Below are 21,848 nucleotides of genomic sequence, written 5' to 3'. Positions count from 1 at the left end.
GCCGAGATCATGTTTGGAATTATCGGGATCGTCCTGACCATGGCGATGGTGTTCGGCGGCTATCTGTTGGCTGGCGGCAAGATGGGCGTCATCATGCATGCACTGCCTTTCGAATTGATGATGATCATGGGCGCGGCGGTCGGTTCCTACCTGCTGTCGAATGACAGCCACACGCTGAAGGCGACGATTGGCGGGATCATGCGGGCCTTCAAGGGGCCGAAATGGACCGCCGCCGACCATCAGGACGTGTTGTGCCTGATGTTCCAGCTGTTGAAGATCGCGCGTGAAAATCCGGTCGAGTTGGAACAGCATATCGAACAGCCGCAGGACTCGGCCATTTTCGGGGCCTATCCGCGCCTGCTTGCGGACCATGAAGTGGTGTCGCTGATCGCCGATACCATGCGCTCGGCCAGTCTGAACTATGACGATCCCTATCAGGTCGAGGAAATTCTGGCCCATCGCCTTGCCGCCATGCGCGAAGAGGAAATGCACGTGCCCCACGCGCTGCAAAGCATGGCGGACGCGCTGCCTGCGCTGGGCATCGTCGCGGCGGTTCTGGGTGTGATCAAGACCATGAGCGCCATCGATCAGCCGCCCGAGGTTCTGGGCAAGATGATCGGCGGTGCGCTTGTGGGAACATTTCTGGGGGTGTTTCTGGCCTATGGGTTCGTCGCGCCGCTGGCGCAGCGGCTGGGCAATGTCGTCAAGCAGGATCTGATGTTCTTCGATGTCATCAAATCGGTGCTGGTCGCGGGGCTGCATCAGCACGCCACCAATCTGTGTGTCGAGGTCGGACGCCAGGCAGTGCCCGATCATGTCAGGCCCAGCTTTGACGGCCTGGAAACCGCGCTGCGCGATCTGAAGAAGGCGGCATGATGCTGTTCGCCGCGCTTCTGGCCGCCGCCACTGAAACGCCACTGGTTCAGGGCCTGCCCGCCGAGGTGGCCGGCTATGCCGAAGAGGCGTCCGGCTGGGTTCTGTCGGGGCAGGATCTGCCGCGTGATTATCGCGTCCGGCTGTTGCAGATGGAGCCGTCCCAGCGCCTGCAGGCGATCATTTTCCTGCGCCGGGCGGGGCTGTTGTCCGGCAAGGCGTGGACATTGGACGACATCCTGCGGCCCGTTCAAACAACCGGGGAAAAATCCGAATGAAATCCGTCCGAGCCATCGCCCCGCGCGGATCGCGCATGCCCGATCCCTCGTTGCTGATCACCGGTGCGCTGGTGGCGGTGGTGCTGTCGCTGGTCGTGCCGCTGCCCCCCGGTCTTCTGGATGTCGGGATCGCCCTGTCGATCGCGACGGCGACGCTGGTCCTGGTAATGGCTTCTCTGGTCGACAAGCCGACGGATTTTCAGGCATTCCCCGTGTTGTTGCTGATCAGCCTTGTGATCCGGCTGTCGCTGAACGTGTCCTCGACCCGGCTGATCCTGACGCAGGGGCATACCGGTACGGACGCGGCCGGGCAGGTCATCAACGGTTTTGCCGATTTCGTTGCAGGCGGTTCGCTGTTGGTCGGGCTGACGGTCTTTGCCGTGATTTCGGTGGTGAATTTCATGGTCATCACCAAGGGCTCGGGGCGGATGGCCGAGGTCGCGGCGCGTTTCGCGCTGGACTCGCTGCCGGGCAAGCAGTTGGCCATCGACGGCGATCTGAACGCGGGCGCGATCGACCACGCCGAGGCGAAACGCCGTCGGGCGCAGGAACAGCGCGAGATCAGCTTTTTCGGATCGCTGGACGGGGCGTCGAAATTCGTCAAGGGCGACGCGATCGCCGGCATCGTGATCACGCTGATCAATCTGCTGATTGGCCTGTCCGTGGGGGTCATCAGCCACGGCATGCCCGTGGGCGAGGCGATGGCCACCTATTCGCATCTGACGATCGGCGATGGTCTGGTCAGTCAGATCCCCGCGCTGATCACCTCAATGGCGGCGGCGCTGCTGCTGTCGCGCGGCGGCGCGACCGATACCACGGCGGATCTTCTGACCCGGCAGTTCACGCGCAGCTGGCAACCCTCGGCCGCGGTCGCGGCGGCGATGATGCTGATGTCCTTCGTGCCGGGGATGCCGCGATTTCTGTTTCTGGCAATGGCCGCGACCATGGCCGCCAGCGCCTGGTATCTGGCGCAGCGACAGAAACGCAGCGAGGCCGAGATCATCGAGGATCTGCCCGAGGATGCACCCGCTCCCGCCAGCCGCATCGGCGATGTGCTGGACACGGATGAAATCTGCGTCGAGATCGGCTCGGACCTGATTGCGGTCGCGCTGGATCAGGCGCGGGGACTGGGCACCCGGATCACCAACCTGCGCATCTATGTCGCCCGCAGTTTCGGTGTGATCCTGCCGGATGTCCGGATCACCGATACCGATGAAATCCCACCCGGCGACTATCGGATCAAGATACAAGGTGTGGTGCGCGGCCGCGGGGTCCTGAAGCCGGGGCAGGTTCTGGCGCTGGGATCGGATGATGTTCTGGCAAAGCTGCCGGGCCAGCAGGTGCGCGAACCGGTCTATTCCAGTCCCGCGCGCTGGATCCAGCCCAACGATCACGACGATGCCGCAACGATGGGCGCCACCGTCGTCACCCCGATGGAGGTTCTGTCCACCCATCTGATGGAGGTGGTGAAGGCCAATCTGCCCGCGCTTCTGACGCTGGCGGCGATGCAGCGCCAGATAGATGAGCTGAAAACGCTCAGCGATTCGGCGCGGTCCGAACGCTATCGCCGCTATTTCGAGGGGATGATCCCCGAGAAGGTCACCCCCGAGGTTCTGCTGGCGATCCTGCGCGCGCTGTTGGAGGAACGTGTTTCGATCCGCAACCTGCCGCTGATCGTCGATGCCATCTGCGAATTCCGCAGCATCGAGTCCATCGAGACGCTGTATGAAATGGTGCGTAAACGGATGCGCGGCCAGATCACCCAGCAATATAGCGACGATGCGGGCCATATCGAGGCCTTGCAGCTGCACCCGTCGTGGGAGGCCGAATTTGTCCGCTCGGATTCCGAAACCGGGCGCACCGGCGGCGGGGCGCTGACCCCTGCATTGTCGCAAAAACTGCTGGAGGCGACGCGCAAGGCGATGGGGCGCGTTAACACCGCACAGGCGGTGATCGTGACCCCGGACCATCGCCGCCGGACAGTGCGTGCGCTGTTGGGCTCGAACGGATATGCGATCCCCGTTCTGGGGCTGGAGGAAATCGACAGCGCGGCCGAACTGAACCTGATCGGCACGATCGAGGCGGCATGAGCTGGCCCCTGCCGATCGACCTTCTGCCGGGGCTCAGCTACAGCCTGCTGCTGGTCTATCTGCGGGTTCAGGCCTTTGTCATGGTCCTGCCGGGCCTTGGCGAACGGGTGCTGCCGATGCGGGTTCGGGTCGGTCTTGCCATGGCGATCTCGCCCCTGCTGGCGGGGACTGTGGCCGATCTTCCCTTGCCCGGCTCTGCACCGGCGATCGCGTTTCAGGCGCTGGGGCAGATGCTGATCGGGCTGGCGCTTGGCAGCCTGTTGCGGATCCTGGCCTATGCCATCGATATCGCGACGACCGCCATCGCCGCGACGGCCTCGTTGTCGCAGATCATCGGCGTCCAGAATGAGGCCGCGCCGCACCCCATCGGCAACCTGATCCATCTGGGCGGTATCGCGATCCTGATGGCGCTGGGGCTGCCATCGATGCTGATGGATCTGATCGCCGACAGCTTTGCCATCTGGCCGCCGGGGGCGATGCCGCAGATCACGGGCCTTGCCGCCGAGGCCGTCGCGATGATGGCGCGCAGCTTTGCCCTGGCGATGCTGCTGGCGGCGCCGTTCACCTTGGGCGGTTTCCTGTATCAGGCGCTGTCGGGCGTCATCAACAAGGTCATGCCCGCCTTGCCGGTCGTCTTTATCGGCTCGCCCGCCGCGGTGATGCTGGCGCTGGCGGCGCTGGCATTGCTGGCACCGATGCTGGTGGGGTTGTGGGCGGATGCCGTTCTGGATTTCACGCTGCCGGGGGCACCATGAGCGAGGACAAGGACGACAAGCAATTCGACCCGTCGGAACAAAAGCTGCGGCGCGCGCGCGAGGACGGCGATGTTCCCCGCTCGACCGAAGTGAATGCCGCGACCATGTATATCGGGGCCTGGCTGGCACTGACGGTCGGGGCTGGCTTTGCGGTCAAGCAATGGCTCTCGATGGCCAGCCGCGCGATGGGGGCCGAGGGTTGGCCGCTGGAGGCCGGGTTCGCGCTGGCGGGCGATCTGTCGGCCTATGCCGGGATTGCGGTGATCGGGTTGGCGGTCATTCCCTGTTGCGCGATTCTTGTCGGGCTGATCGCACAGCGCGGGCTGGTCTTTTCGACGAAGAAGCTGAAAATCGACGTGAACAGGCTGAATCCGGTCAAGAATGCGGGGCAGAAATTCGGCCCCTCTGGCCTGGTCACGTTCGGGATCTCGCTGGCCAAGGTGATCGTGGTCTGTGTCTGCGGCTGGTTCCTGTTCGCCAGCCTGCTGGACCAACTGGGCGCGACGGCGCTTGGCGGGGGCGGGCAGTGGATCGCGGGGCTGGGGATGCTGCTTGGGCGCGTGCTGCTGATGGCGCTTGCGGTCTCGCTGGCGTTTTCGGTGATCGATCTTCTGTGGAAACGCCATGAGTTCCTGAAGCGTCACCGCATGAGCCGCAAGGAAATGGAGGATGAGCACAAGGAAGCCGAGGGCGATCCGCATCTGAAAGCGGCCCGGCGTCAGAAGGCCGTTGATATCGCGATGAAGCAGATGCTGGCGGATGTCGCCAAGGCAGATGTCGTGATCGTCAATCCCACGCATTACGCCGTCGCGCTGGAATGGAAACGGGGCAGCGGTCGTGCGCCGGTCTGCCTTGCCAAAGGCACCGATGATGTGGCCGCCCGCATCCGCGACAAGGCGCGCGAGGGCAAGGTTCCGATCTTCTCGGATCCGCCTTGCGCGCGGGCGATACATGCCACCGTCAAGATCGGCGAGGAAATCAGGCGCGAACAATTCGCGGGCGTGGCCGCCGCGATCCGCTTTGCAGAAAAGATGCGTGAAAAGGCAAAGGCGGGGTGGACATGAAGCTGGCGCAATTGATCGCACTGGAACGCATCGCCCGCCTGAAGGCCGAGCGTGAGTTGAAGAAGTTCGGCGCCTTCCGTCAACATATGGCGATGGCGCAGGGGCAGTGCGATGCGATGCGGAACGCATTGCAGCAAAGCTATGACAGCAGTTCCCCCCTGACCCTGTCCGAGGCGCGGATGGCCAATGCCCAGGCCGGTCGCAGTGCGCGGGAACTGGCCCGCGCCCAACAGGAACTGGCCCGCATGCGCCCCCGCTTCGAGCAGGCGCGTCAGGACGCCGCACGAGAGTTCGGCAGGGCCGAGGTGTTGCTTGATCTGGCCCGGCGGGGCGAGGGCCGCGACCGGTTCTAGGGTCGCGGGTATTGGACAGCGCGAATGCGACCTGCTAGATCGCGTAAAGTCTGACAGATGGGAAGCCCGAAGATGCTGCACGCCGAACCCAGCCCCTCGTCGAAGGATAGCCGCAAGGTATGGACCGGGCCCGAGGCCCGCGCGCTGTTCGACCTGCCCTTCATGGAGCTTCTGTTCCAGGCGCAGACCGTCCATCGCCAGCATTTCGACCCCAATCGCGTTCAGATGAGCCGCCTGTTGTCGATCAAGACCGGCGGCTGCCCCGAGGATTGCAGCTATTGCAGCCAGTCGGCCTATCACGAAAGCGGGCTTTCGGCCTCGAAGCTGATCGAGGTGCAGCGCGTTCTGGGCGAGGCGCGCCGCGCCCGCGATGCCGGGGCCACGCGTTACTGCATGGGTGCTGCGTGGCGCAGCCCGAAGCCTCGGGACATGCCCCAGATCATCGCCATGGTCGAGGGGGTCAAGGCGCTGGGTATGGAGACCTGCATGACCCTTGGCATGCTGGACGCCGATCAGGCGCGGCAACTGGCCGATGCGGGGCTGGATTACTACAACCACAATATCGACACCTCGGAATCGCATTATGGCAATGTGATTACGACGCGCAGCTTTTCCGACCGTCTGGAAACGTTGCAGAATGTCCGCGACAGCGGGATCAAGGTCTGTTCGGGTGGCATTCTGGGCCTGGGCGAGGGCGATCAGGACCGCGTCGATATGCTGGTGACGCTGGCAAACCTGCCGGTGCCGCCCGAAAGCGTGCCGATCAACATGCTGATCCCGGTGCCGGGCACGCCGTTGGAAAACGCCGAGCCTGTCGATCCGATCGACTTCATCCGCACGATCGCCACCGCGCGCATCATGATGCCGACCAGCCATGTCCGCCTGTCCGCCGGCCGGACCGAGATGTCGGACGAAATGCAGGCCCTGTGCTTCTTTGCGGGTGCGAATTCGATCTTCGTGGGCGACACGCTGCTGACCAAGGACAACCCGACCGAAGATGTGGATGCGGTGCTGTTCGCCAAGCTTGGGCTGCAGCCGATGCAGGCGCATGAACACATGCCCGACGACACAGCCGAGGAACGCCGTGCCCGGTTGCTGGCCGCCGATCCCGCCATTCCGGTCCTGCGCTGATCGCGTTTCGGGGTCGGAATGGATCGGCTTGCGCCCTTTCGCCAGCAGCTTGACGCGCTGGCGCAGGATGACCGTCTGCGGCGGCTGAATCTGCGCCAGGGCATTGATTTTTCGTCGAATGATTACATCGGGCTTGCCAGTCATCCGGCCCTGGCGGATGCGGTGCGTGATGCCCTGCGGTCGGGAACGCCGGTGGGGGCCACCGGTTCGCGGCTGCTGCGGGGGCATGACGATGTGCAGGCTGCGTTCGAGGCCAAGGCCGCACGGTTCTTCGGCGCCGAGGCGGCATTGGGCTTTGGCGGCGGATATGTCGCGAATTTTGCGGTTCTGACCACCCTGCCGCAACGGGGCGATCTGTTGTTGATGGATGACCTGTCCCATGCCAGCACGCATGAAGGCGCGCGCGCGGGCCGCGCCACCCAACAGATGTTCCGCCATAATGACGTCGGCCATGCCGAGGATCAGATCCGCGCCTGGCGCCAGTCGGGTGGCACGGGTGCGGTCTGGATCGCGGTCGAAAGCCTGTACAGCATGGATGGCGATTTTGCCCCCTTGGCGGATCTGGCGGGGCTGGCCGATCGCGAAGGTTTCCTGCTGATCGACGAGGCGCATGCCACCGGCGTCTACGGTCCGGACGGGCGCGGCCTGTCCCACGCGCTGGAAGGGCGCGAAAACGTCCTGACGCTGCATACATTGGGCAAGGCGCTGGGGGGATCGGGGGCGTTGATCTGCGCGGCGCGGCCCTTGATCGATTTTCTGATCAACCGCTGTCGGCCCTTTATCTTTGCGACCGCGCCCTCGCCGCTGATGGCGGCGGCGGGCAGCGCGGCGCTGGATCTGCTGCGGTCCGAGCCGTCGCGGCGCGACCGTCTGGCCGGGTATGTCCGCGATTTCCGCGCGGAACTGGCGCGGCGTCTGCCGCAGGTCGCGACCAGCAACAGCCAGATCATGCCGCTGATCGTGGGGCAGAACGGTCCGACCATGGATCTTGCCGCGCGGCTTCAGGATCGGGGTTTTGATGTTCGCGGCATCCGGCCGCCGACCGTGCCGCAGGGCAGTTCGCGGCTGCGGGTGTCGTTGAACCTGAATGCGACGGCGGCGGATGTGGTCCGCCTTGCCGAAACCCTGGAGGAATTTTGGCCAGATATGTGATCACCGGAACCGGCACCGATATCGGCAAGACGGTTCTGTCGGCAGGGCTGTGCGGCTTTCTGGGATATGACTACTGGAAGCCGCTTCAGACCGGGGTGGCCGGCAACCTGCCCAATGCCGCCATCGGCAAGGCACAGCATCCGCTGCCCGATACCGATGCCGATGTGATCACAAGGCTGGCCGCTGTGCGGAGCTATCCCGAAACCTGGGCGCTGACCCAACCGCTGTCGCCGCATCGCGCGGCGGAGCTTGACGGCATCAGCATCGATCCGGACCGGATCGACCCGCCCGCAGATGATGCGCTGATCATCGAGGGCGCGGGCGGCGTTCTGGCCCCGGTGACGCGTCAGGTCCTGTTCGCCGATCTGTTCGCGCGCTGGCAGATCCCCGTGATCCTGGCGGCCGGGACCGGGCTTGGCACGATCAGCTACAGCCTGACCGCGCTGGAAAGCCTGCGCGCGCGGGGCGTGCCGGTGCATGGCGTGGCCTTCATCGGCGAGGACAATCCCGACAATATCGCCACCATCGGGCAGATCGGCCGCGTCCGCGTTCTGGGGCGTCTGCCGATACTGCCCACGCTGACCCGCGACAGCCTGCAAGCCGCCATGGCGCAGGGTTTTGACAAAGGGGATTTCGCATGAGCGCCGTCTGGCATCCGTTCTTTCAGCACGCGACCGAACCGCAGCCGCCGCAGATCACCCGGACCGAAGGTGCCTATCTGGAAACCGCCGATGGCCGCCGCCTGCTGGACGGGGTGTCCAGCTGGTGGGTCGTGACGCATGGGCATCGCCAGCCGCAGATCGTGCAGGCGATCCGCGAGGCGACCGAAAGCCTGGATCAGGTGATCTTTGCCGGTCTGACCCACGCCCCGGCCGAGGAACTGGCCACCGAACTGGTCGGCATGGCGCCCGCCGGGCTGGATCATGTGTTTTACAGTGACAGCGGCTCGACCGCGGTCGAGGTCGCGTTGAAGATGGCCCTTGGCTACTGGCGACACGAAGGCGATGGCCGCCACCGGATCGCCGTGATCGAGGACAGCTATCACGGCGACACCATCGGCACCATGAGCGTGGGCGAACGTGGCGTCTTCAACGCCGCCTATGATCCGCTGATGTTCGCCGTGGACCGTCTGCCATTTCCCGCAGGCGACGGACAGAACACGCTGGACGCGTTCGAGGCGCTGGCGAAATCGGGGCAGATGGCCGCGCTGATCCTGGAACCCCTTGTGCTGGGCGCGGGGGGGATGCGGATGTATCCGGCGACCGTGCTGGCGGGGCTGCGCCAGATCTGTGATCGCCATGATGTGCTGCTGATCGCCGATGAGGTGATGACCGGCTGGGGCCGCACGGGGCGGCTGTGGGCCTGCGATCATGCCGGGATCGCGCCGGACATCATGTGCACAAGCAAGGGCTTGACCGGTGGCGTGGTGCCCTTGGCCGCGACCCTTGCCAGCGGGCGGATCTTCGACGCGCATTGCTCGACCGATCGGACGCGGACCTTCTATCATTCGTCCAGCTATACCGCGAACCCGATTGCCTGCGCGGCGGCATTGGCGCAGGTGCGGCTGTGGCAGGACAGCCCGATGCAATCGCGGCTGGACGATCTGGGCGCGATGCAATCGGCGCGTCTGGCGCGGCTGGCTGCGGATGACCGGTTCGAAAACCCGCGCCAGTGGGGCACCGTCGCCGCGCTGGATCTGAAAGTGCGCGATGGCGGCTATCTGGCGGAAACCGGCCCCCGCATGCGCGCGCATTTCATGGAAAAAGGTGTTCTTCTGCGCCCCTTGGGCAATACCGTCTATGTCCTTCCGCCCTATTGCGTGACCGAAGAGGATCTGGATCTGGCATGGGATGCGATCGCGTCCTTTCAGGGATAGATCACGTCCACCCAGACCAGTCGGTGATCGGATGCGGCCTCGACCGCCGGGGCCAGCGGGTCGTCGGGTGCGGGCCAAAGAACGCCGCTATCGGTGACGACAAGCGAGGTCGCCGGCAGAATGTAATCCACCCGCAGGTTCCCCGGGCTTTCGGCGTCGAAACTGGCCGTGTCCAGCGCCGGATCGCCCCGTTGCGCGGCATTCGCCCCCGTTTGCGGTGGCTGCCAGTCGCCGCGCGGTCCGGGATCCTGGGCCCGTGCGATCAGGCGTTGCATCGCGTCGGGACGCCCCTCGCCATCGATCAGATCCAGATTGGGGTTGCCCAGCAAGACAAAGGGTGCGTCGGGCAGGTGGGTCAGCCAGAACGCGGCCTCGTCATGGTTGCGACGGCCGTTGCGATCCTCGGGGCCGTCAAACACCGGCGGGGTGGCGGCCCAGGCAAGAAGGTGCAGCGGCCCGCCCGCCGTCTGAATGCGCAGATCCCAATGCGCGGTCGAGGACAGACGCTGCGTTCGGGCGATCGCGTCGGGGGTTGCGGGCATCAGGTTGCCGGGCAGGTCGCGCCACAGAACGTCGGAATAGTCCGTTACCCCGGCGATCGGCAGGCGTGACAGAACCGCCATGCCGTTCTGGCCGGTGAACTGGCCCCAGCCCTGCGCATCGTCGGCCTCGCCCAGCCGTCCGTCCTGATCCAGATCCAGCCCGGTCGCCATGCCGCTATTGGGGCGGGCGGCGAAATGATGCGGGAGGTCCAGCCCCTGATCCCGCAGCAGCGTGGCAAAGGCTGTCAGCGCGCGGTTATCCGCATCCCAGTCGATCCCGGTCAGCAGGATGATATCGGGCTGCGCGGCGGCGATGACCTGGGCTGCGGCGATCACCTGCGGCGCGCCCTTGGTGATGTCGCGCAGCAGCAGTCCCGGCCCCTTGCGGCTAAGTCCGGGATCGTAGGTCGCGATGCGGATGGGCGTGTCGGCATCGGCGGGATGCGCCACCGCCGCCACCAGAAGCAGCAGGGCGACCCCCGCAGCGCGTGTCAGGATCGGCAGGGTTTTCAAGGGCCAGCAAGGCATCATGCGCAAAGATATGGCAGACAGGCTGCTGCCTGCCAAGATCGCCCGCCATCGGCGATCCCAAGTGCCCCGCGCAAGGTCATGGCGACACATCGCGCAGGGCCAGACAGGTCAGACCCAGGGCCGCGCCTGTGCCATCTGGCTTTCGTAATCGCCGATGGCCGGGGCCTTTTCCATCGTCAGCCCGATATCGTCCAACCCGTTCAGCAGGCAGTGCTTGCGGAAGGGGTCGATCTCGAACCGGAATTCCTGCCCGTCCGAGGTGCTGACCGTCTGGTTTTCCAGATCGACGGTCATGCGGGCATTCGCGCCCTTGCGTGCATCATCCATCAGGATGTCGATCACGTCCTGCGGCAGGGTGATCGGCAGGATGCCGTTCTTGAAGCAGTTGTTGAAGAAGATGTCCGCAAAGCTGGTCGAGATCACGCAGCGGATGCCGAAATCCAGCAAGGCCCAGGGCGCATGTTCGCGGGACGATCCACAGCCGAAATTGTCACCGGCGACAAGGATCTGGGTTTCGCGATAGGCGGGCTGGTTCAGAACGAAATCCGCGATCTCGTTGCCGTCGCGGTCATAGCGCAGCTCGTCGAACAGGTTCACGCCCAGCCCGGACCGCTTGATCGTCTTCAGGAATTGCTTGGGGATGATCATGTCGGTGTCGATATTGACCAGCGGCATCGGCGCCGCGATTCCGGTCAGGGATGTGAACTTATCCATCGTGATCCTCGTGTCATGGTGACTGGCCCGTGCAGGGCGCAGGGACTAGTCTGCGCGCAACATATCTTGTGGAGTACGCAATTGGAACATTCAGCCGTGCTTGAATGCGTGTTCGGATCATGGTCGCCGAAGATCGGCGATCCGAATGTGACCGGGTGGCTGACCGTGCTGTCCTATCTGATCGCGGGCGGGCTGTGCGTGGCCGTCTGGCGCAAACTGCGCGGCGATGGCGGCGGACGTTTCTGGGCGGTGCTGGCGATGCTTTTGCTGGCGCTGGCGGTGAACAAGCAGCTGGACCTGCAATCGGCACTGACCGCGACCGGGAAATGCCTTGCGCAGGCGCAGGGCTGGTATGGTCAACGCCGGGTCGTGCAGCTGATCTTTCTGGGCGGGATCGCCGTCGCGGGTATTGCGGCGATGTCGGTCGGGCTGTGGCAGTTGCGGGGGCAATTGCGCATGCACGCTATCGCGTTGATCGGAACGATAATTCTTTTGGTATTCGTGATGGCCCGTGCGTTGAGCTTTCATCATATCGACCGGATTCTGGGTGTCGGTCAATTTGGAATTCCGAATAATTTTCTATTTGAGAACGCGGGTTTATTCTTAATCGCGGGCAATGCCATTCTTATTTTGTTGGGGTCGCGTACTCGCCGGAAAGAGTTATGGATATGACATGAAAAAGCCCCGCGATCTGGCGGGGCTAATTCATGGAATGTTTTGAAATCTATTACGATTTCTTGCGGCGACGGGCGACTGCGCCCATCGCGCCCAGACCGCCCAGCAGCAGGAAGCCCGCAGCGGGGATCGGAACCGGTGCAATGTCGATCCGCAGAACGAAATCGTCGAAGTCGCGGTCGTTCTGGGCCAGGTCGTCGAACATCGCGTACCACGAGGTGCCGTCGGTGTAGTAACCGATTGCGAAATCCGGGCTGTTCGGCACGGCGACGCCGTGGTTGCGGATTTCGCCCTGGTTCACGACGGGCTCGTCGGTTTCAAAGCTGAACTTCAGAAGGCCAGAGGACAGCTGCGTCGACATGCGGGTGGTGCCGATGTCGTCGGTTTCGAAGATCGACCAGCTGTTCGCAGCCGAGGCCGAATAGTTCAGGTTGCCGGCTTCCGACCCGATGAACGTGTATGTGATCTTGGCGGCACCGTCCAGATACAGACCGTTGGTCGTACCCTTGGCAGCGCCGGTCAGGTAAGTGACCGTTTGGCCGTTCAGGTTCGGCGCAAGATCGTAATTGCTGATCGTCTGGCTTGCATAGCCGCTGCCGATCAGGCTTAGCGAAGCTGCGCTGGCGCCGGTCGCCAGAAGGGCGGCAGCAGCGGTCGCTACAGCAAGATTCTTAAGTTTCATTGTAAACACCTCCAGGTGAGACTCATTATCGCACGGGGCAGCACTCGTTACAGCTGACCGACCCTTTCAAAAATTAGCACCCGAATAACGTTGCGTCCAATAAAACTGCCCTCCCTATTCAAATAGGCAGGTGTTATCCCGTCAGGGTTGAATCAAAAAAGCCGGGATCCGCCAATACGGGTCCCGGCTTGCTTAATGGCAGTCCAGCCTGCGCGATTCGGGGCGAATCACGCGACTGTGAAGGCCTCGCGGATATCGACCAGATGGCCTGCAACGCCCGCGGCGGCGGCCATGGCGGGGCTCATCAGATGGGTGCGGCCCTTGTAGCCCTGACGCCCTTCGAAATTGCGGTTCGAGGTGGCGGCGCAACGCTCGCCCGGGGCCAGCTGGTCGGGGTTCATGCCCAGACACATCGAACAGCCGGCCAGCCGCCATTCAAAGCCTGCATCCTTGAAGATCTGGTCCAGACCTTCTTCCTCGGCCTGGGCGCGAACGAGGCCCGATCCGGGCACGACCATGCCGCGCACGCCCTGCGCCAGCTTGCGGCCGCGCAGCACGTCGGCTGCGGCGCGAAGATCTTCGATCCGGCCGTTGGTGCAGGACCCGATGAACACCGCGTCGATGGCGATTTCGGTCAGCGGCGTGCCTGCCGTCAGGTCCATGTATTCCAGCGAGCGGCGGGCCGCGTCGACCTTGCCGCCCTTGAAATCCTCGGGGGCGGGAACGCGGGCGGTGATGGGCAATGCGTCCTCGGGGCTGGTGCCCCAGGTGACGGTCGGCGCGATGTCTTCACCGCGGATCGTGACGATCTTGTCCCAGGTCGCGTCGGTATCGCTGAACAGGGTCTTCCACCATGCGACTGCGGCTTCCCACTGGGCGCCCTTGGGGGCGTGGGCGCGGCCCTTGACATAGTTGAAGGTGGTTTCATCCGGCGCGATCAGGCCGGCGCGTGCGCCGCCTTCGATCGCCATGTTGCAGATGGTCATCCGGCCTTCCATGGACAGGTTGCGGATCACCTCGCCCGAATATTCGATCACATGGCCGGTGCCGCCCGCGGTGCCGGTTTCGGCGATGATCGCCAGAACCACGTCCTTGGCGGTGACGCCCGGCGCCAGGCGGCCGGTGATCTCGACCTTCATGTTCTTCGATTTCGACTGGATCAGCGTCTGCGTGGCCAGCACATGTTCCACCTCGGAGGTGCCGATGCCGTGGGCCAGCGCGCCGAAGGCGCCATGCGTCGCGGTGTGGCTGTCGCCGCAGACGACGGTCATGCCGGGCAGGGTCCAGCCCTGTTCGGGACCGACGATATGCACGATCCCCTGGCGGATGTCGTTGACCGGGTAATAGTTCACGCCGAATTCGCGGGCGTTGCGGTCCAGCGCATCGACCTGCACCCGCGATTCCGCGTTGTCGATGCCTTTTTCACGGTCCAGCGTGGTCGGCACGTTATGGTCCGGCACCGCGATGGTGCGTTCGGGGCTGCGGACCTTGCGACCGGTCATGCGCAGACCTTCGAAGGCCTGCGGGCTGGTCACCTCATGGACCAGATGCCGGTCGATATACAGCAGGCAGGTTCCATCATCTTGACGGTCGACGACATGCGCATCCCAGATCTTGTCGTAAAGAGTGCGCGGCGCTTGGGTAGGGTCGGTCATGGCTGTGGCTTTCGGCTATGCTACGATTGGGTTTGCAACAGGGTCAGGCTGCGCCGGTCGCGCAGCCGATCACAGTCGCGCGGTGACGCAGAGCGCCTCGCCATGAAACCGTGCAGGCAGACGGGCGCGGTCATGGATGTCGAAATAGATGAACCCAGTCATGACTGGCTATGTAAGCCGCCCCGACCGTTGACGCAATAACGCGCTGCTGCTTGCATGAGGTATCGGCCCAAGCCGGAAAGGACCGCGATGGAGCAGCTGAACCCCGATGTCGTCGATGCCGCGCAGGGCGTGTGGACGCGCCTGATCCTGTTTCTGGAAACGCTGCTGATCCCCACCCGCCTGTATCAGCTGCTGGCCGTCGCCGGGTTGGTCGTGGTGTCATGGGCGGGGGGGCGCATCGGATCGCGCCTGCTGACCGAATGGCTGCGGACCCGCGACAACTGGCCGAAATGGCGGCTGCGGCTGGGGTTGCTGATCAACCGGCGCATGTCCTTGATCTGCTTCGCATTGCTGGCCTGGATCGTGGTCTTGGTCATGCGCGAGGTGACGTGGCCGTCGCGCAGCCAGTTGATCGCGCTGGCGGCCACGATTGCGACGGCGTGGCTGGGCATCTTCTTTCTGGCGCGCATCATCGCCAACCCGCTGATGCGCCGGGTCGTCACCTGGGGCGCGTGGATCTGGGTCACGCTGCATCTGACCGGGCTGACCGGGTCGGTTGCGGGGTTTCTGGACAGTCTGGCGCTGTCGATCGGCGATCTGCGCCTGTCGGCGCTGACGGTTCTCAAGGCCCTGGTGGTGACCGGGCTGATGATTTCGGGGGCGCGGATCCTGTCGCGGACCATCGCCGGGCGGCTGGCGAAGAACGAAGAGATTTCGCCGACGATGCGGGTGCTGACGGCCAAGCTGTTGCAGGTGGTGCTGTTCAGCCTTGCGGTGATCGTCGGGCTGAAGGCCGTCGGCTTTGATCTGACCGGGCTTGCGGTGTTTTCCGGCGCGGTCGGCGTGGGCCTTGGTTTTGGGTTGCAGAAGGTCGTGTCGAACCTTGTGTCGGGCGTAATCATCCTGCTGGACAAATCGGTGAAGCCGGGCGACGTCATCAGCCTTGGCGACACCTTCGGCTGGATCGAGGAACTGGGCGCCCGCTATGTCAGCGTGGTCACCCGTGACGGCAAGGAATACCTGATCCCGAACGAGGATCTGGTCACGGGGCAGGTGGTCAACTGGTCCCACAGCAACGACCTTGTGCGGCTGGACCTGAATTTCGGCGCCTCCTACGGGGATGATCCGCATGAGGTCAGCCGCCTTGCGATCGAGGCCGCGATGACCGTGGGCCGCGTTCTGCGCGACCGCAAACCGGTCTGCTGGGTGACCGGGTTCGGCGACAGTTCGGTCGATTATGTGCTGCGCTTCTGGATCGCGGATGCCTCGACCGGGCTGACGAATGTGCGCGGACAGGTGTTTCTGGCCCTGTGGGATGCGTTCAAGCAGGCCGGGGTTTCGATCCCGTTCCCGCAGCGCGAAGTGCGTGTGATGAATGACGAAATCGCGATATCCACGGAAAAACGCGGCGAAAGCCCCGTCAAATCGTCCGGGGATGATTGAGATGGGCGCAAAAGATGCTATCTTTAGGGGACCCCTGCGCCGGGGGCGATCGGCGCGCTGACCGGAGGATACAACCCTGTCACAAGACGTCTCGTCAGCCGGTGGACCGGCTGCGACCACCACGGGCGAAGGGCTGACAAGCGATCAGCTGCTGGCCCGTATCGTGACCTCGCTTGAAGATGACAAGGCCGAGGATATCGTGACCATCGACCTTCGCGGGCGGTCGGCCATGGCGGATCACATGGTGATCGCATCGGGCCGCAGCGCACGTCAGGTCGGCGCCATCGCCGAGCATCTGGCCGAGCGTTTCAAGGCGCAGACCGGTCGCACGGCACGGGTCGAAGGCAAGGATACCGGCGATTGGGTGCTGGTCGACACGGATGATGTCATTGTCCATGTGTTCCGCCCCGAAGTCCGCGATTTCTATCAGCTGGAAAAGATGTGGATGCCCTCGGACGCGCTGAGCCGTGTTCGGGAAACGCCTCGTCCCGCCCACTGATCCATGCGGATTGACATCGTCGCCGTGGGGCGGCTGAAAAAGGGCCCCGAGGCGGCGATGGTTGCCGATTACCTGGACCGGTTCGCCAAGACCGGCCGTAGCCTTGGTCTGCCCGCCATCCGCATCCACGAGGTCGAGGACAAGCGCGGTGGCGGCATGCTGGCCGAGGCCGAACTGCTGACGCGCAGCATCCCCGACGGCGCAGCCGTGGTGATGATGGACGAACGCGGCGATCAGCCGACATCCCCGGACTTCGCAACCCGGATCGCGGATTGGCGCGACGGCGCGCGTGACATCTGTTTCGTGATCGGCGGCGCGGACGGGCTGGACCCGTCCCTGCGTCAGCGCGCTGACTGGCAGATCAGCCTGGGCCGAATGGTCTGGCCGCATATGTTGGTCCGGGTGATGCTGGCCGAACAGCTGTATCGCGCGGCGACGATTCTGGCCGGCTCACCCTATCACCGCGCGTAAGGTCATTTGCGGCGCAACTCGTCGCAAAGCCTGGTCTGGGGGTCCAGCCGGACATATTCGCGGGCAGAAATCACCTGCATCTCCAGCGATCGGTTCCAGCCCCCGAACCAGCGGTCGCGAATGCCGTTGCGATAGAAATTGCCCATGATCTGATCGACATAGGGCGGGATGATGCTGGTATTCGGGATGCGCGGCGCGTGGAAGCCGACCTTTGCATAGGGGCCCAGGCAGGCATTGGGCATGGTGATCAGCATGGTGCAGGCCGAACGGCAATAGCCCCTGATGCGGACCCTTTTGCCGGATTTGGCAAGGCTTTCGCGGCGCTGGGTCATCTGCAGCACATTGCCGCCGGAATCGTTCCAGACATCGATGGTGTTTCCGCTTGCCGCAAACGAACCGGCGGGGGCCAGTCCGATCAGCACCGAGGTCGCGGCAATCAGCCCAAGGGATGTGATATTGCGTTTCATGCGTGCCAGATTGCACCACCGCCGCGCGGGAAGAAAGCTACGCTTGCGTGAGCCATTGCGCGATCGGCGTCAAATTTACGCAGCGCCCATCTTTTGCGGGGCGCGCGAATCGCTTATCTGCGGGTGATGCAGCAGAACCCGCCCGATCTTCGCCCCGACCTTGCGCGCGCGCGCATTCCCGATGAACGCCGTGACGGTCAGCCGACCATCGGCATGGTCAGCCTTGGCTGTCCCAAGGCGCTGGTCGACAGCGAACGCATCCTGACCCGTCTGCGGGCCGAAGGCTATGCCATCAGCGCCGACTATCAGGGCGCGGATGCGGTGATCGTGAATACCTGCGGCTTTCTGGACAGTGCCAAGGCCGAAAGTCTGGATGCCATCGGCGAGGCTTTGCAGGAAAACGGGCGCGTGATCGTGACCGGCTGCCTGGGCGCCGAGCCCGATTACATCACCGGTGCCCATCCCAAGGTTCTGGCCGTCACCGGCCCACATCAATACGAACAGGTGCTGGATGCGGTGCATGGCGCGGTGCCGCCCCGGCCCGATCCCTTTGTCGATCTGCTGCCCGCATCCGGCGTCAGCCTGACGCCCCGGCATTACAGCTATCTGAAGATCTCGGAAGGCTGTAACCACAAATGCAAGTTCTGCATCATCCCCGACATGCGCGGCCGTCTGGTCAGCCGCCCCGCCCATGCCGTGATGCGCGAGGCGGAAAAGCTGGTCGAGGCCGGCGTCAAGGAACTGCTGGTCATCAGCCAGGATACCAGCGCCTATGGCGTTGATCGCAAATACGAAACCGAACGCGGACATCGTGCGCACATCACCGATCTGGCGCGTGATCTGGGGTCCTTGGGCGCGTGGGTGCGGCTGCACTATGTCTATCCCTATCCGCATGTGCGCGACCTGATCCCGCTGATGGCGGACGGGTTGATCCTGCCCTACATGGACATCCCCTTCCAGCACGCCCATCCCGACGTGCTGAAACGCATGGCCCGCCCCGCCGCGGGCGCCAGGACGCTGGAGGAAATCGCGGCGTGGCGCAGTGTCTGCCCCGACATCACCCTGCGTTCGACCTTCATCGTGGGTTACCCCGGCGAGACCGAGGCCGAGTTCCAGACCCTGCTGGACTGGCTGGACGAGGCGCAACTGGATCGCGTCGGCGCCTTTCAGTACGAAAACGTCGCCGGTGCGCGGGCCAATGACCTGCCCGATCACGTCCCCGCCGAGGTCAAGCAGGACCGCTTTGACCGTTTCATGGAAAAGGCGCAGGCGATCAGCGCGGCCAAGCTTCAGGCCAAGGTCGGCACGCAGATCGAGGTTATCGTCGACGAGATCGACGACGAGGGCGCGACCTGCCGCACCAAAGGCGACGCGCCCGAAATCGATGGAAATCTTTTCATCGACACGGGCTTTGAAAGCCTGACCCCGGGGGATATCGTGCGCGTAACGGTCGATGAGGCCAGCGATTACGACCTTTGGGGGCATATGTGATCACGATCAGCCCGGCCTTCGACCCCGCAGGCAAGCCCCGCAAGCCGGGCGCATTGTGCATCGGGGCGCAGAAGGCCGGGACCTCGTGGCTGGCGCAGATCATGGGCCAGCATCCGCAGATCTGGATCCCCCCGTTCAAAGAGGTCCAGTTCTTCAACCACCGTTTCATCCCCGGTCACCGGCGCTGGATCGGCTGGCATTATCGCAACAAACCCGCCGAGATCCGCAGCCGCCATCAGATGCGCGGTGTGCCGATGCCGCCCGAACTTGACGCCTATCTGGACGGGCTGACCGACGGGCAGATGTTCCACAACCATTGGTACAAGCGCGTCTTTGCCCCCGCGCCGGACCACGCGGTGCCGATGGATTTCACGCCCGAATATTCGACCCTGCCCGAAGAGGGCGTCGATTTCGTGGCCCAGATGCTGCCCAAGGCCAAGGTCATCTACCTTGTCCGGCATCCGGTCGATCGTGTGATTTCGCAATTGCGGATGAACCTGCGCCGGGAAGGCCGCACCCCCGAGACCGTCGATGACTGGCTGGCCGAGCTGAGCGACCCGGTGCTGTTCGACCGGGGCGATTACGCCGCCTATCTGCCGCGCTGGCGGGCGCGCTATCCCGATATGCTGGTCCTGCCCTTCGGGCGCATCGCCGCCGAACCCGACCTGCTGATGTCCGAGGTCGAGGATTATCTGAATATCGGGCCCTTCCCCTATGAACGGCTGGGCCAGAAGGTCTTTGCGACCCCCAAGGGGCTGGTCCCGCCGCCCGAGCTGCACGAGGCATTGACCATCCGGCTTGCCCCTCAGGTCGATTTTCTGCGCCGCGAGATGGGCGAAGCCTTCACAGCCCTGCTTCGCTGACCTTTTACCCGCGCCTGCTTTCGCCTAAACAGCGCCAAACCTTTGCGAGGAGTTTCCCGATGGCGGCCTATCAGTTCGTCTACCACATGGACGGTGTGTCCAAGACCTATCCCGGCGGCAAGAAGGTGTTCGAGAACATCCGCCTGAATTTCCTTCCCGGCGTCAAGATCGGCGTCGTCGGCGTCAACGGCGCGGGTAAATCGACCCTGCTGCGCGTGATGGCCGGCTGGGACAAGGATTTCACCGGCGAGGCCTGGGCAGCCAAGGGCGCGACCGTCGGCTATCTGCCGCAGGAACCGCAGCTGGACGAAAGTCTGGATGTGCGCGGCAACGTCATGCTGGGCGTTGCGGCGAAACAGGCCAAGCTGGATCGCTATAACGAACTGGCGATGAACTATTCGGACGAGACAGCCGAAGAGATGGCCAAGCTGCAGGACGAGATCGACGCCGAGAACCTGTGGGATCTGGACAGCCAGATCGACGTCGCGATGGAGGCCCTGCGCTGCCCGCCGGACGATGCCGATGTCAGCACCCTGTCGGGCGGCGAACGCCGTCGCGTCGCGCTGTGCAAGCTGTTGCTGGAAGCGCCCGACATGCTGCTGCTGGACGAACCGACCAACCACCTGGACGCCGAAACCATCGCCTGGCTGCAAAAGCACCTGATCGAGTACAAGGGCACGATCCTGTGCGTCACGCATGACCGCTACTTCCTTGACGACATCACCAGCTGGATCCTGGAACTGGATCGCGGTCGGGGCATCCCCTACGAGGGCAACTATTCCGCATGGCTGGAACAGAAGGCCAAGCGGCTGGAACAGGAAGCCCGCGAGGACAAGTCCAAGCAGAAAGTTCTGGAACGCGAACTGGAATGGATCCGCGCCGGTGCCAAGGCCCGTCAGGCGAAATCGAAGGCGCGGATCAACGCCTATAACGAAATGGCCAGCCAGTCCGAACGTGAAAAGCTGTCGCGCGCCCAGATCATCATCCCGAACGGCGAACGCCTGGGCAACAAGGTGATCGAGGTCGCGGGCCTGAAGAAGGCGATGGGCGACAAGTTGTTGATCGAGGGTCTGGATTTCAGCCTGCCCCCCGGTGGCATCGTCGGCGTGATCGGCCCGAACGGCGCGGGTAAATCGACGCTGTTCCGGATGCTGACCGGCAATGAACAGCCCGACGAGGGCGAGGTCACCTATGGCGACACGGTCCAGTTGTCCTATGTCGACCAGTCGCGCGACGCGCTAAGTCCGGACGCGACCGTCTGGGAAGAAATCAGCGGCGGGGCCGAGCAGATCGTGCTGGGCGATGCGCAGATGAACAGCCGCGCCTATTGCAGCGCCTTCAACTTCAAGGGCGGCGATCAGCAGAAGAAGGTCGGCCAGCTTTCGGGCGGTGAACGCAACCGCGTGCACATGGCCAAGCTGCTGAAATCGGGCGGCAACGTGCTGCTGCTGGACGAACCGACCAACGACCTGGACGTGGAGACCCTGCAGGCCCTGGAAGCCGCGCTGGAAGATTTCGCCGGCTGCGCGGTCATCATCAGCCACGACCGTTTCTTCCTCGACCGTCTGTGTACTCACATCCTTGCGTTCGAGGGCGATGCCCATGTCGAATGGTTCGAAGGCAATTTCGAAGCCTATGAAGAAGACAAGATCCGCCGCCTCGGCCCGGATTCGATCGAACCCAAGCGCGTGAAATACAAGAAGTTCTCGCGGTGACGACGGCGGCCGTCGGCGAGTTTCAAACTCTGTTGGCGGCCACCATTGCCCTGCTTGGCGTGGCCGCCACCCTTTGGTGCAATGCTCGGGCACCAGATCGCGGTCCGAACGCCATCGGAGACAGGAAGCAGCGTCGCTGAGAACAGCACTTCGATGCGAGGCCGAGCTGATCGACCTTGCGATGACCAATCAAGCCGAGGATCTGGGAAAGCCTGTGGACCCATCATGGCAGTCCGAGCTGTTGCCGTCCCGGCGACTTGATGACGTGTACCGGGCGCTTATCCCTCAGATTGGAAAGCTTGGTGACGCCGAGGTCGCATCCATCCTGAACCTACATGGTCAATATGGTATGTACCTGGACAAGCT

22 protein-coding genes are annotated in these 21,848 nt (G+C 63.9%); 17 read left to right on the top strand and 5 right to left on the bottom strand.

All coding sequences use genetic code 11. From position 1 onward, the window contains the following. The first annotated feature begins 9 nt into the window (after positions 1 to 9). The 10 genes from motA to BMX67_RS01360 are packed head-to-tail and all read left to right on the top strand — an operon-like array spanning position 10 to position 9,572. Positions 10 to 876 (top strand): flagellar motor stator protein MotA, encoded by an 867-nt coding sequence (motA, locus tag BMX67_RS01405; protein WP_090731910.1) that lies wholly within the window; start codon positions 10 to 12, stop codon positions 874 to 876. After that, positions 873 to 1,151, top strand: coding sequence for a hypothetical protein (locus BMX67_RS01400; RefSeq protein WP_090731908.1), 279 nt, complete (start codon positions 873 to 875; stop codon positions 1,149 to 1,151). The genes motA and BMX67_RS01400 overlap by 4 nt, the downstream gene beginning before the upstream one ends. Beyond that, on the top strand, positions 1,148 to 3,241 hold the full coding sequence (locus BMX67_RS01395; protein WP_245739060.1) for a flagellar biosynthesis protein FlhA: 2,094 nt from the start codon (positions 1,148 to 1,150) through the stop codon (positions 3,239 to 3,241). Before BMX67_RS01400 ends, BMX67_RS01395 begins: the two co-directional genes overlap by 4 nt. After that, a complete protein-coding gene (locus tag BMX67_RS01390; protein ID WP_090731907.1) occupies positions 3,238 to 3,996 on the top strand; it encodes a flagellar biosynthetic protein FliR in 759 nt (252 codons plus the stop codon). Before BMX67_RS01395 ends, BMX67_RS01390 begins: the two co-directional genes overlap by 4 nt. Further along, positions 3,993 to 5,060: a flagellar type III secretion system protein FlhB gene (gene flhB / locus BMX67_RS01385; protein ID WP_090731905.1), complete on the top strand. Its 1,068-nt coding sequence runs from the start codon at positions 3,993 to 3,995 to the stop codon at positions 5,058 to 5,060. The genes BMX67_RS01390 and flhB overlap by 4 nt, the downstream gene beginning before the upstream one ends. Next, positions 5,057 to 5,413 carry a hypothetical protein gene (locus BMX67_RS01380; protein WP_090731904.1) on the top strand — a complete coding sequence of 119 codons (357 nt, stop codon included), beginning with the start codon at positions 5,057 to 5,059 and terminating at the stop codon, positions 5,411 to 5,413. Before flhB ends, BMX67_RS01380 begins: the two co-directional genes overlap by 4 nt. A 57-nt stretch (positions 5,414 to 5,470) precedes the next feature. Next, entirely contained in the window at positions 5,471 to 6,544 is a 1,074-nt protein-coding gene (bioB, locus tag BMX67_RS01375; protein ID WP_425438950.1) for a biotin synthase BioB, read from the top strand. An 18-nt stretch (positions 6,545 to 6,562) separates the two neighbouring features. Beyond that, positions 6,563 to 7,696: an 8-amino-7-oxononanoate synthase gene (locus BMX67_RS01370; protein ID WP_090731902.1), complete on the top strand. Its 1,134-nt coding sequence runs from the start codon at positions 6,563 to 6,565 to the stop codon at positions 7,694 to 7,696. After that, on the top strand, positions 7,693 to 8,337 hold the full coding sequence (bioD, locus tag BMX67_RS01365) for a dethiobiotin synthase (protein ID WP_245739058.1): 645 nt from the start codon (positions 7,693 to 7,695) through the stop codon (positions 8,335 to 8,337). The genes BMX67_RS01370 and bioD overlap by 4 nt, the downstream gene beginning before the upstream one ends. After that, positions 8,334 to 9,572 carry an adenosylmethionine--8-amino-7-oxononanoate transaminase gene (locus BMX67_RS01360; RefSeq protein WP_090731898.1) on the top strand — a complete coding sequence of 413 codons (1,239 nt, stop codon included), beginning with the start codon at positions 8,334 to 8,336 and terminating at the stop codon, positions 9,570 to 9,572. The genes bioD and BMX67_RS01360 overlap by 4 nt, the downstream gene beginning before the upstream one ends. On the opposite strand, the gene BMX67_RS01355 is transcribed toward BMX67_RS01360, so the two are convergent. After that, entirely contained in the window at positions 9,563 to 10,627 is a 1,065-nt protein-coding gene (locus tag BMX67_RS01355; protein ID WP_245739056.1) for an endonuclease/exonuclease/phosphatase family protein, read from the bottom strand. The genes BMX67_RS01360 and BMX67_RS01355 overlap by 10 nt on opposite strands. A gap of 126 nt (positions 10,628 to 10,753) precedes the next feature. After that, positions 10,754 to 11,359 (bottom strand): 3-isopropylmalate dehydratase small subunit, encoded by a 606-nt coding sequence (gene leuD, locus BMX67_RS01350; protein WP_090731896.1) that lies wholly within the window; start codon positions 11,357 to 11,359, stop codon positions 10,754 to 10,756. Positions 11,360 to 11,524: 165 nt separating this feature from the next. Here leuD and BMX67_RS01345 point away from each other — a divergent pair, with 165 nt between their 5' ends. Then, positions 11,525 to 12,031 (top strand): hypothetical protein, encoded by a 507-nt coding sequence (locus BMX67_RS01345; protein ID WP_139206429.1) that lies wholly within the window; start codon positions 11,525 to 11,527, stop codon positions 12,029 to 12,031. A gap of 55 nt (positions 12,032 to 12,086) precedes the next feature. Here the strand turns inward: BMX67_RS01345 and BMX67_RS01340 are convergent, their stop codons facing one another. Both BMX67_RS01340 and leuC read right to left on the bottom strand, forming a co-directional pair. Next, positions 12,087 to 12,716 carry a VPLPA-CTERM sorting domain-containing protein gene (locus BMX67_RS01340; protein WP_090731893.1) on the bottom strand — a complete coding sequence of 210 codons (630 nt, stop codon included), beginning with the start codon at positions 12,714 to 12,716 and terminating at the stop codon, positions 12,087 to 12,089. Between the two features lie 227 nt (positions 12,717 to 12,943). Further along, on the bottom strand, positions 12,944 to 14,371 hold the full coding sequence (leuC, locus tag BMX67_RS01335) for a 3-isopropylmalate dehydratase large subunit (protein ID WP_090731891.1): 1,428 nt from the start codon (positions 14,369 to 14,371) through the stop codon (positions 12,944 to 12,946). Between the two features lie 249 nt (positions 14,372 to 14,620). On the opposite strand from leuC, the gene BMX67_RS01330 reads away from it, so the two are divergent. The 3 genes from BMX67_RS01330 (at position 14,621) to rlmH (ending at position 16,946) form a co-directional block, all read left to right on the top strand. Continuing rightward, positions 14,621 to 15,976 (top strand): mechanosensitive ion channel family protein, encoded by a 1,356-nt coding sequence (locus BMX67_RS01330; protein ID WP_175479773.1) that lies wholly within the window; start codon positions 14,621 to 14,623, stop codon positions 15,974 to 15,976. A gap of 76 nt (positions 15,977 to 16,052) precedes the next feature. Next, entirely contained in the window at positions 16,053 to 16,475 is a 423-nt protein-coding gene (gene rsfS / locus BMX67_RS01325) for a ribosome silencing factor (RefSeq protein WP_175479784.1), read from the top strand. A gap of 3 nt (positions 16,476 to 16,478) precedes the next feature. Beyond that, the gene (rlmH, locus tag BMX67_RS01320) at positions 16,479 to 16,946 is read left to right on the top strand and encodes a 23S rRNA (pseudouridine(1915)-N(3))-methyltransferase RlmH (protein WP_090731885.1); all 468 of its coding nucleotides are present in this window, start codon (positions 16,479 to 16,481) and stop codon (positions 16,944 to 16,946) included. A gap of 2 nt (positions 16,947 to 16,948) precedes the next feature. Here rlmH and BMX67_RS01315 read toward each other — a convergent pair whose 3' ends face one another. Next, positions 16,949 to 17,413, bottom strand: a complete 465-nt coding sequence (locus tag BMX67_RS01315; RefSeq protein WP_090731883.1) for a hypothetical protein — start codon at positions 17,411 to 17,413, stop codon at positions 16,949 to 16,951. Positions 17,414 to 17,539: 126 nt separating this feature from the next. Between BMX67_RS01315 and rimO the strand changes: the two genes are divergently transcribed. From rimO to ettA, 3 genes are read left to right on the top strand one after another with little or no spacing between them, the layout of a single operon-like run. Then, positions 17,540 to 18,904, top strand: coding sequence for a 30S ribosomal protein S12 methylthiotransferase RimO (rimO, locus tag BMX67_RS01310; RefSeq protein WP_175479772.1), 1,365 nt, complete (start codon positions 17,540 to 17,542; stop codon positions 18,902 to 18,904). Next, positions 18,901 to 19,767, top strand: coding sequence for a sulfotransferase family protein (locus tag BMX67_RS01305; protein ID WP_245739053.1), 867 nt, complete (start codon positions 18,901 to 18,903; stop codon positions 19,765 to 19,767). The genes rimO and BMX67_RS01305 overlap by 4 nt, the downstream gene beginning before the upstream one ends. 59 nt (positions 19,768 to 19,826) lie before the next feature. Next, positions 19,827 to 21,482, top strand: a complete 1,656-nt coding sequence (ettA, locus tag BMX67_RS01300; RefSeq protein ID WP_090731881.1) for an energy-dependent translational throttle protein EttA — start codon at positions 19,827 to 19,829, stop codon at positions 21,480 to 21,482. Positions 21,483 to 21,848: the final 366 nt, after the last annotated feature.

Origin of the sequence: Paracoccus homiensis (genome assembly GCF_900111675.1) — a bacterium.
Lineage (GTDB): Bacteria > Pseudomonadota > Alphaproteobacteria > Rhodobacterales > Rhodobacteraceae > Paracoccus > Paracoccus homiensis.
The sequence above is the reverse complement of the archived record's forward strand: the minus strand, read 5'-3'. Positions and strand labels throughout refer to the sequence as shown.